Origin of the sequence: Neobacillus drentensis (genome assembly GCF_036965425.1) — a bacterium.
GTDB lineage: Bacteria > Bacillota > Bacilli > Bacillales > Cytobacillaceae > Neobacillus > Neobacillus drentensis_F.
Map to the genome: position 1 here is coordinate 1 of NZ_JBALPP010000180.1, position 8,813 is coordinate 8,813.

The 8,813-nt window shown below is 39.0% G+C and carries 8 protein-coding genes; 6 read left to right on the forward strand and 2 right to left on the reverse strand.

Features of this window, described 5'->3' with window-relative positions:
* Nucleotides 1–87: 87 nt before the first annotated feature.
* Nucleotides 88–1,905: an assimilatory sulfite reductase (NADPH) flavoprotein subunit gene (locus tag V7161_RS29355; protein ID WP_335716303.1), complete on the forward strand. Its 1,818-nt coding sequence runs from the start codon at nucleotides 88–90 to the stop codon at nucleotides 1,903–1,905.
* A gap of 25 nt (nucleotides 1,906–1,930) precedes the next feature.
* On the forward strand, nucleotides 1,931–3,649 hold the full coding sequence (cysI, locus tag V7161_RS29360; RefSeq protein ID WP_335716304.1) for an assimilatory sulfite reductase (NADPH) hemoprotein subunit: 1,719 nt from the start codon (nucleotides 1,931–1,933) through the stop codon (nucleotides 3,647–3,649).
* 79 nt (nucleotides 3,650–3,728) lie between these two features.
* On the opposite strand, the gene V7161_RS29365 is transcribed toward cysI, so the two are convergent.
* Nucleotides 3,729–4,142, reverse strand: coding sequence for a hypothetical protein (locus V7161_RS29365; protein WP_335716305.1), 414 nt, complete (start codon nucleotides 4,140–4,142; stop codon nucleotides 3,729–3,731).
* Nucleotides 4,143–4,416: 274 nt separating this feature from the next.
* Between V7161_RS29365 and V7161_RS29370 the strand changes: the two genes are divergently transcribed.
* The 4 genes from V7161_RS29370 (at nucleotide 4,417) to V7161_RS29385 (ending at nucleotide 7,772) form a co-directional block, all read left to right on the forward strand.
* A complete protein-coding gene (locus V7161_RS29370) occupies nucleotides 4,417–5,604 on the forward strand; it encodes a PLP-dependent aminotransferase family protein (RefSeq protein ID WP_335716306.1) in 1,188 nt (395 codons plus the stop codon).
* A gap of 76 nt (nucleotides 5,605–5,680) precedes the next feature.
* Entirely contained in the window at nucleotides 5,681–6,178 is a 498-nt protein-coding gene (locus V7161_RS29375) for a hypothetical protein (protein WP_335716307.1), read from the forward strand.
* A 215-nt stretch (nucleotides 6,179–6,393) separates the two neighbouring features.
* A complete protein-coding gene (yyaC, locus tag V7161_RS29380; RefSeq protein ID WP_335716308.1) occupies nucleotides 6,394–7,011 on the forward strand; it encodes a spore protease YyaC in 618 nt (205 codons plus the stop codon).
* 77 nt (nucleotides 7,012–7,088) lie between these two features.
* Nucleotides 7,089–7,772 carry a GntR family transcriptional regulator gene (locus V7161_RS29385; protein WP_420491691.1) on the forward strand — a complete coding sequence of 228 codons (684 nt, stop codon included), beginning with the start codon at nucleotides 7,089–7,091 and terminating at the stop codon, nucleotides 7,770–7,772.
* Between the two features lie 54 nt (nucleotides 7,773–7,826).
* Here V7161_RS29385 and nadX read toward each other — a convergent pair whose 3' ends face one another.
* Nucleotides 7,827–8,633 (reverse strand): aspartate dehydrogenase, encoded by an 807-nt coding sequence (gene nadX, locus V7161_RS29390; RefSeq protein WP_335716309.1) that lies wholly within the window; start codon nucleotides 8,631–8,633, stop codon nucleotides 7,827–7,829.
* Nucleotides 8,634–8,813: the final 180 nt, after the last annotated feature.

Here is an 8,813-nt window from a genome sequence, read left to right on the forward strand (position 1 = left end):
AGTAAAACTATTATAATATTAATCAATTTTTTGTCAGATGAATTTTAAATTTCAAAAAATGATATTTACCTTTGTGGGGTGATTTTGTTGCAACTTCAAGTATTGAACAGTCCGTTTAATCAAGAGCAGGCAGAACTCCTTAACCGAATATTGCCAACATTAACAGAATCTCAAAAAGTTTGGCTAAGCGGGTATCTTGCTGCTTCATCAACAACATTAGCTTTTGGTGCATTAAATGCACAAACATCCGTTCTTTCGAATCAAAGTACTGGAAAGAATATTTCAAAAGATGTGACCATCCTTTATGGTTCACAGACTGGGAATGCCAAAGGCCTTGCCAATAAGACGGGCAAGCAGCTTGAAGGGAACGGATTTAAAGTAACCATTTCTTCGATGAGCGATTTTAAAGCCAATAACATTAAAAAGGTCCAGAATCTTCTTATTATAGTAAGTACACATGGTGAAGGGGATCCGCCTGACAATGCCCTATCATTTCATGAGTTTCTGCATAGTAAAAGAGCACCCAAGCTTGATGACCTCCATTTTTCAGTTTTGGCACTTGGAGATAGTTCTTATGAGTTTTTCTGTCAAACAGGTAAAGAATTTGATTCCCGGTTGGAGGAGCTCGGCGGAACAAGGTTATATCCTCGTTTTGACTGCGATGTTGATTACGATGAACCTGCATCCGAATGGCTTCAAGGAGTACTTGGCAGCTTAAGTGAAGCTGAAGGCAGTAATGCGGCACCTGTTGCGGCCGCGGCAACACAGGTAGAATCTGTATACTCCAGATCAAACCCGTTTAGAGCAGAAGTTCTTGAAAATATTAATTTGAATGGCCGCGGTTCAAATAAAGAAACTCGCCACCTTGAAATCTCTCTTGAAGGTTCTGGACTTTCGTATGAACCAGGGGACAGCCTCGGAATTTACCCTGAAAACGATCCTGCACTGGTTGAACTTCTATTGGCAGAATTGAAATGGGATTCTGAGGCAGGGGTAACTCTTAATAAACAAGGGGACATTCTCTCCCTAAAAGAAGCCTTGAAATCGTACTATGAAATTACGACTCTAACGAAACCTCTTCTACAAAAGGTTTTGGAGTTAACTGGTAATGAAACCCTACAGGAGATATTAGCTCAAGGAAATGAGGAAAAATTAAAAGCCTATATTCATGGACGTGATTTAGTGGATTTCGTTCGTGATTTTGGTGCATGGGGTACCTCAGCCCAAGAATTTGTTTCGATTCTTCGGAAAATCCCAGCTCGTTTATATTCAATTGCAAGCAGTTTATCTGCGAGCCCAGATGAAGTACACTTAACAATCGGTGCCGTTCGATATGATGCCCACGGCCGTGAACGAAAAGGTGTTTGCTCAATTTTAACAGCTGAACGTCTTCAGCCTGGTGATACACTGCCTGTGTTTATTCAGCATAATGAAAACTTTAAGCTTCCTGCTACCTCGGATACCCCGATTATCATGGTCGGTCCAGGTACAGGTGTAGCTCCATTCCGTTCCTTTATGCAGGAGCGTGAAGAAGCAGGAGCGGAAGGGAAAGCTTGGATGTTCTTCGGAGACCAGCATTTCGTAACCGATTTCCTTTATCAGACTGAATGGCAAAAGTGGTTGAAAAACGGTGTCCTGACAAAAATGGATGTTGCTTTTTCTCGTGATACAGATAAAAAGGTGTATGTACAACACCGTATGCTTGAACAAAGTAAAGAATTGTTTGCTTGGCTGGAAGAGGGTGCAGTGGTTTATATTTGCGGTGACGAGAAACATATGGCGCACGATGTTCATAACACTCTTCTTGACATTATTGAAAAAGAAGGCGCTATGAGTCGTGAAAACGCTGAAGCTTATCTTGCCGAGCTCCAGCAGCAAAAACGTTATCAGCGTGATGTATACTGATTTGGATTGAAGGGAGTTTTTCAACATGGTGAACAAAACTTTAACAGCGCCAGCAGGAAAGCCCAGTGATGTTGAGCGCATTAAAGAAGAAAGCAATTATTTGCGCGGAACGTTAACAGAAGTAATGCTTGACCGTTTAAGCGCTGGAATTCCTGATGATGATAATCGTTTGATGAAGCATCACGGAAGCTATTTGCAGGATGACCGGGATCTGCGTAATGAACGTGCAAAACAGAAACTTGAACCAGCGTATCAGTTTATGCTGCGTGTCCGATTGCCGGGCGGTGTTGCGACACCGGCCCAATGGCTAGTGATGGATGAGCTGGCAGATAAAAATGCAAACGGCACATTAAAGATCACTACACGTCAGACTTTTCAAATGCATGGTATTTTAAAATGGAATATGAAAAATACAATCCAAACGATTCATTCAACACTTTTGGATACAATTGCTGCCTGCGGTGATGTAAACCGGAACGTATTGTGCAGTTCTAATCCATATCAATCTGAAATCCATACAGAAGTATACGAATGGTCGAAAAAGCTGAGTGACGATTTACTGCCGCGGACAAGAGCCTATCATGAAGTATGGCTCGATGAGGAAAGGGTGGCTGGTACGCCGGATGTAGAGGAAGTTGAACCGATGTACGGTCCTCTTTATTTACCGCGAAAATTTAAGATTGCAATTGCAGTTCCCCCAACCAATGATATCGATGTATTTTCAAATGACCTTGGTTTCATTGCGATAGTGGAAGATGGGAAACTAATCGGCTTTAACGTGGCAATTGGCGGCGGAATGGGCAGCTCTCATGGAGACAAAGCGACCTATCCTCAGCTGGCAAAAGTAATCGGCTTCTGTAAGCCGGAACAGCTTTATGATGTGGCTGAAAAGACGATTACGATTCAGCGCGACTACGGAAACCGTTCTGAACGTAAAAATGCACGCTTCAAATATACCATTGATCGTCTTGGTCTGGAAACAGTCAAGGAAGAACTGGAACACCGTTTAGGCTGGAGTTTGGATGAAGCAAAGCCATACCATTTTGACAGTAACGGCGACCGTTACGGATGGGTCAAAGGTGTGGGTGGTAAGTGGCATCTAACCTTGTTTATCGAGGGTGGACGCGTTAAAGATTTCGCTGATTATAAGCTAAAGACGGGCTTACGTGAAATTGCTAAAATCCATAATGGTGAATTCCGTTTAACAACGAATCAAAATTTGATTATTGCCAATGTATCAAGCCAGAAAAAGAAAAAGATTAACGAATTGATTGAGCAATATGGCTTGACTGATGGGAAATATCATTCAGCACTACGCCGCAGCTCGATGGCATGCGTGGCTCTTCCAACTTGTGGACTTGCCATGGCGGAAGCAGAACGTTACCTGCCTGTCCTGATGGATAAAATCGAAGAGATAGTCGATGAATACGGCCTGCGCGACCAAGAAATCACGATTCGCATGACGGGGTGTCCAAATGGATGTGCACGTCCTGCTCTTGGTGAAATTGCCTTTATTGGTAAAGCAGTAGGGAAGTATAATATGTACCTCGGCGCTGCCTTTGACGGAAGTCGTTTAAACAAAATGTACCGTGAAAACATTGGCGAAGAAGAGATATTAAGTGAACTTCGTGTACTTCTTTCACGTTATGCGAAGGAACGTGAAGATGGTGAGCACTTCGGCGATTTTGTGATTCGTGCAGGTATCATAAAAGCTACCACAGACGGAACAAGTTTTCACGAATGATGAAGTTATGTAACAGACAGGGACATGTATCTCTGTCTGTTTTTTTAGGACAAGGTTAAAAGCGCTTGGTAATGATCACTTAAGCGCTTTGTGTTACAGGGATATAGGAAGAGTTTTTTTCATCCCATTTAAAAATTCCATCTTGCAATTTTATTTCTGTGTCGAAAGGGCGTGAAATTGAAAAATCATTCCCTTGGGAAAGACGGCCCAATTTCTCAATCAACTCTGTTTTTAATAGGAGTAATTCCTTCTTAGTTGCAATTCGAATAATTTTATCTATTGTAATATTCTTTTCACTAATTCCATTTCTTTTACAAATGCTTTCTTGAAAACTCCTGTTAAATTGAATCATCAAAGATAAATCCTCTATGCATGCTACTCCGAATACCTCTTTAATAATATTTCCGTATCGAAGCTGATAGTCAGTAGTAAATTTAATCATTTTCTGCTCGGGATTTTCTAATATATAGACAGATTGAATTTTATTTATCATCAATAGCATCCTTTCATTTTTGGTTTGAACTATTTGGATAATTAATTTAGATACTATATTAATGATACCATAATAATGATTTTTGTAGTTGTAGCGAGGATTCAGAAAAAAGTGTCTGATGTTTTTAAAACACATTTCTTTTTCAAAGCGAGAATTTGTCATCATGTAAGCGTTTTTTCTAAATATTTAGAATATTATGCTTGCTTATCTGATTGCTATATTATACTATTAACAATATTACTAATCTAAACTAATAAGAAGGAAGCGACTTACTTTGAATTATCCATTTGCATCTCAAACCAAAACCTATGAATCTTCTGCGGTAAGAGACATTTTAAAAGTGACCCAGCAAGGGCACGTTATTTCTTTTGCAGGAGGGTTGCCAGCTGAAGACATTTTTCCGATTGATGAAGTAAAAATTGCCTATGAAAAGGTGTTCGCATCGGGAAAATCTTCCTTGCAATATGGTTTAACAGAGGGCTACACACCACTTCGCGAGGCCATTCAAGCCAAAATGGCCCAAAAAGGGATTGCATCTACACCTGAAAACATTTTGGTTACTACGGGTTCCCAGCAGGTTATCGACTTGTTTTCCAGGATTATGCTAAGCCCAGGTGATATTGTCTTTACGGAGGATCCTACTTATCTATCAGCCTTGCAGGTTTTTAGGTCTTACGGGGCAAATGTTATCGCCGTCAGCAGTGATGAGCATGGAATGGTACCGGAGGATTTAGAAACAAAAATGAACCAATACCACCCAAAATTCGTTTATATTATACCAACTTTCTCTAATCCGGATGGGAAGGTATGGAGTAGTGGTAGACGGCAAAAACTATTAAATCTTTGCTATAAATATAATGTACTAGTACTTGAGGACGATCCATACGGAGATATCCAATTTCATGAAGAGGAGCACTATCCATCTGTAGCAGCTTTTGATAAGCAGCAAAGTCACGTTATATATACGAGTACCTTCTCAAAGTCGGTCGTCCCAGCTCTTAGAACAGGGTGGGTAACTGGACCAACAGAAGTAGTGCAAATGATGACAAAGGCGAAGCAAATGAATGATTTGCATTCCAGCAGCCTTGATCAACAAGCATTATATTATTTACTGCGCGATTTCAATCTTGATGGGCATATCAAGCATATTCGAAATGAGTATTATTATCGAATGACAATTATGAGAGATTATTTGAATAAGCTTGAGCCCGGCTTGTTTACATGGAAAGAGCCAAAAGGCGGTATGTTTTTGTGGGTGGAAGGGAATGAAGAATTAAATACAACTCGTTTACTTTCCCAAGCTGTTGAAAAAGGTGTAGCCTTTGTCCCTGGTGCTCCGTTCTATGTTGACCAGCCTAAACACAACACGTTCCGCTTAAATTTCAGTCACTCAGCTCCTGAAAAAATTAAGCTTGGCATGGATCGCTTAGTAGAGGTTTTGTTAAAGCCAGCAGTCGTTTAATATCGGGTTCTTGAATGAAATTCTCCTTTTATGTAAAGTTTATTAAGGTAATTAATTATAAAAGGATGGAATAAGAATGGCTTTTATCGGGATTGTTATTATTATAGTGTTGGTATATTTTCTAATTATTCGCCCGCTTACCCACCGGAATCGTCCACAGGTTTATGAGCCAAGAAGGAATTATTATGAACCTAGAAGGGACTATTATGAACCGCGTGGAAATTTTGGTCCAGGGCATAGTGGATTTGGCGGAATAGGGTCATTTGCCGGAGGAATGGCAGCGGGGGCATTACTGACTTATTTGTTTAATCAGGGAAGAATTGGTTTTGATCAATATCATGCGTTACAGCAATTACAAGATCATGAAATCATGCAAGAACTTATGGATCAAAATATCATTCAGGAACATGAAATTGACCAGCTGCAGGAGGAAATTGGACAGGGCAGAGGGGATGAGCCGTCAGATAGGGATGGAGACGGCCGAGATGACGATTTCGATAACAATGATCAAGATGATCTCCAAGATAATGATGATTTTGGAAATTGGGATAACGGTGATGATAATTGGGTATAACATGAAGCATCTTAAACATCCTAGTATGGTGTCTAAGGTGCTTTTTTAAATGTTACAGAGTTGTGAACTAGAGAGTTTGCAGCTGTTTTTTTTCCAGATATATAGAAGGATAAACACTATCTATAATAAAATAAAGGTATATCGACTAAAGCAAGGTTAGTCATCATGATTCTTAGAACAGAATCCAAATAACAGCCAGAAAGAGGTTGATGGTGATGTGGCCTTTTGTAAATAAGAAAAAAATAATGGACGAAGAAGATAACCCCAGTTATTTAGCAGTAGGAGAAGTAACTGAAGAAAAGGAAATTGAAAAAATAGCCATTAAACTGAAAGAAGTTCTAAACAACACGTCTAATGATATTATTATTTTATGCGTTGGTTCAGACCGTTCAACAGGAGACTCGCTTGGCCCCTTTGTCGGATCCATGTTGAAAGAAAGCAAACTCCCTATAATTGTATACGGTACATTGGAAGAGCCAGTACACGCGTTAAATATTCATAAAATTCTAAATAAAATCAATCAGACCCATCCTGCCTCTTTTATCTTAGGGATTGATGCCTGTTTAGGTGATAAAAAACAAATTGGTTCTATTATTTTGAAACAAGGTCCGCTTATACCGGGTTCCGCATTAAATAAAGTATTGCCAGGGGTAGGGGATTACCATCTAAAAGCAGTCGTAAATAGTCTCGATTCCTATTCGCCTGTCCAATCCTTAAATAGCACGAGACTTTTTACGGTAATAAAGCTTGCTGAAATTATCTCTAAGATTATTTCACGAGCCGTTTTAGAAGAATCTGTGTCAATTAAGAATTTATTAATGGTGGAAGATTAATCCAAATTATTTGAAATAACTAAAGGTAGTAGGATATAATTATTACAATTTATAATAGAGAGAAAGCGTGATAAACATTGGGGAACAATTGGACAGAGGAAAATCTAATCTCATTGCGGGAACGGGTCTATATCCACATCAAAGACCTTATCCTAGAGGGTGAATTTAAAACGGGAGACCGACTTGTGGAACGTGAATTGGCAGAAAGACTCAATATTAGCCGCACGCCAATTCGGGAAGCCTTATTTAGATTAGAATCACAGGGTTTTGTGAAAACTGTGCCGAGAAAAGGGGTTATTGTCGCTGATATTTCTGAGAAGGAAATTATTGAAGTATTTACGATCCTCTCTTCTTTAGAAGTCTTAGCTGCAAAATTAGCTGCACAAAAATTAGATGATGAAACAAAAAGTAAATTTAATGCCCTTATAAAAAAGATTGAAGCAGGTTTAGCAAGTGAAAATGAGGCTGATTTTTCACATTTACACGGGGAATTGAACCATCTTTTATACAGTTCCGCTAAAAATACAAAGCTTTATGAAATATTAAGTGGATTGTCTGATTATATTAGTGCTTTTGCAAAAACAGGATTTAAAAATCCTGGCCGCGCCGTACAGTCAATGGAAGAGCACTTAAAAATAATGGAGGCCATCGTTAATCAAGAAATAGAAATGGCTGAATTTTTGACAAAGATCCATATAGAAAATTCAAAAAAGGCCTATATCGAGGCAGTCCAGCAAGCAAAAGAAAAGCGAAAAGGGTAAAAAGAAACTCCATCTGCTGGTGGAGTTTCTTTTTATTTTAGTTATGAAGATTCCTTATAATCCGATAACTGCAGGTGCTGTCATGTTTTTTAACACTTTAGCCACACTCATTGCGACGATTGGACTTGATTTTGGATTTTGAGTAAATGGTTTGTTTTGGACGGATATTTCAACTTGTCCAAATTCGCCTTTCGCAAGGATCGTGTGAGTATTCAATTGAATAGTTGGATCCACGTATACTTGGACCTTTGTTTTTTCGAAACCAATTCCCGCAATACTTAAGGCCGCTGAAACATTTACATTTTCAGGGAATAATTTTGCTGCATTTCGGGCATTTCCTTCAAAGATACAATATGGCTCAGTGATGGTGGCGAGATCCACCTTTTCCTCTGCAATCGTTCCATACCAACTTCTTGGATGCTTCCTCGTAATGAGTTTGATTTCATCAATCTCGCCTAATACTCCGGCAGCAATTCGATCTAAACCAGCGATAGCGGCAGATGGAATAATTATTTGTTTTTTACTTTTTAACGCTGTTTCCTGTAATGATTCATAGAATTCATTATCTGCTAAAACCCCTACAGACAGAAGAATTAGATCACTGCCTGAAGATAGAGTTTTTTCACCGTATTGTTTCACCGCATTATGGCCGGCCGCTTCAATAATAATATCTAAATTTTGATTAAAAAATGCTTCTTGATCCGTTGTCATGGTACAGTGTTCTGGCAAATTGTCTAAAGGATTAGGCTGTTTCCTAACTAGAATAGACTTCAGGTTGACATCTCCGGCCTGTCCTGAATGGATAAATTCAGCAATACTTTTTCCAAGTGTTCCATAGCCAATGATCCCAGCACTCAGCATTTTTGATTCTCCTCAATAATGAATATTTGGTATACTATATACCATTTAATTTCTACATTTTAACGGATTAAAAGATTAAAATCAAGGGTAAAATTTAGAATATAATTAAACGTCTAAATTTTCAAAATATTGTTGCGCATTCCGGGTGGTTAATGATATATTATTTTCAACCTATATAGT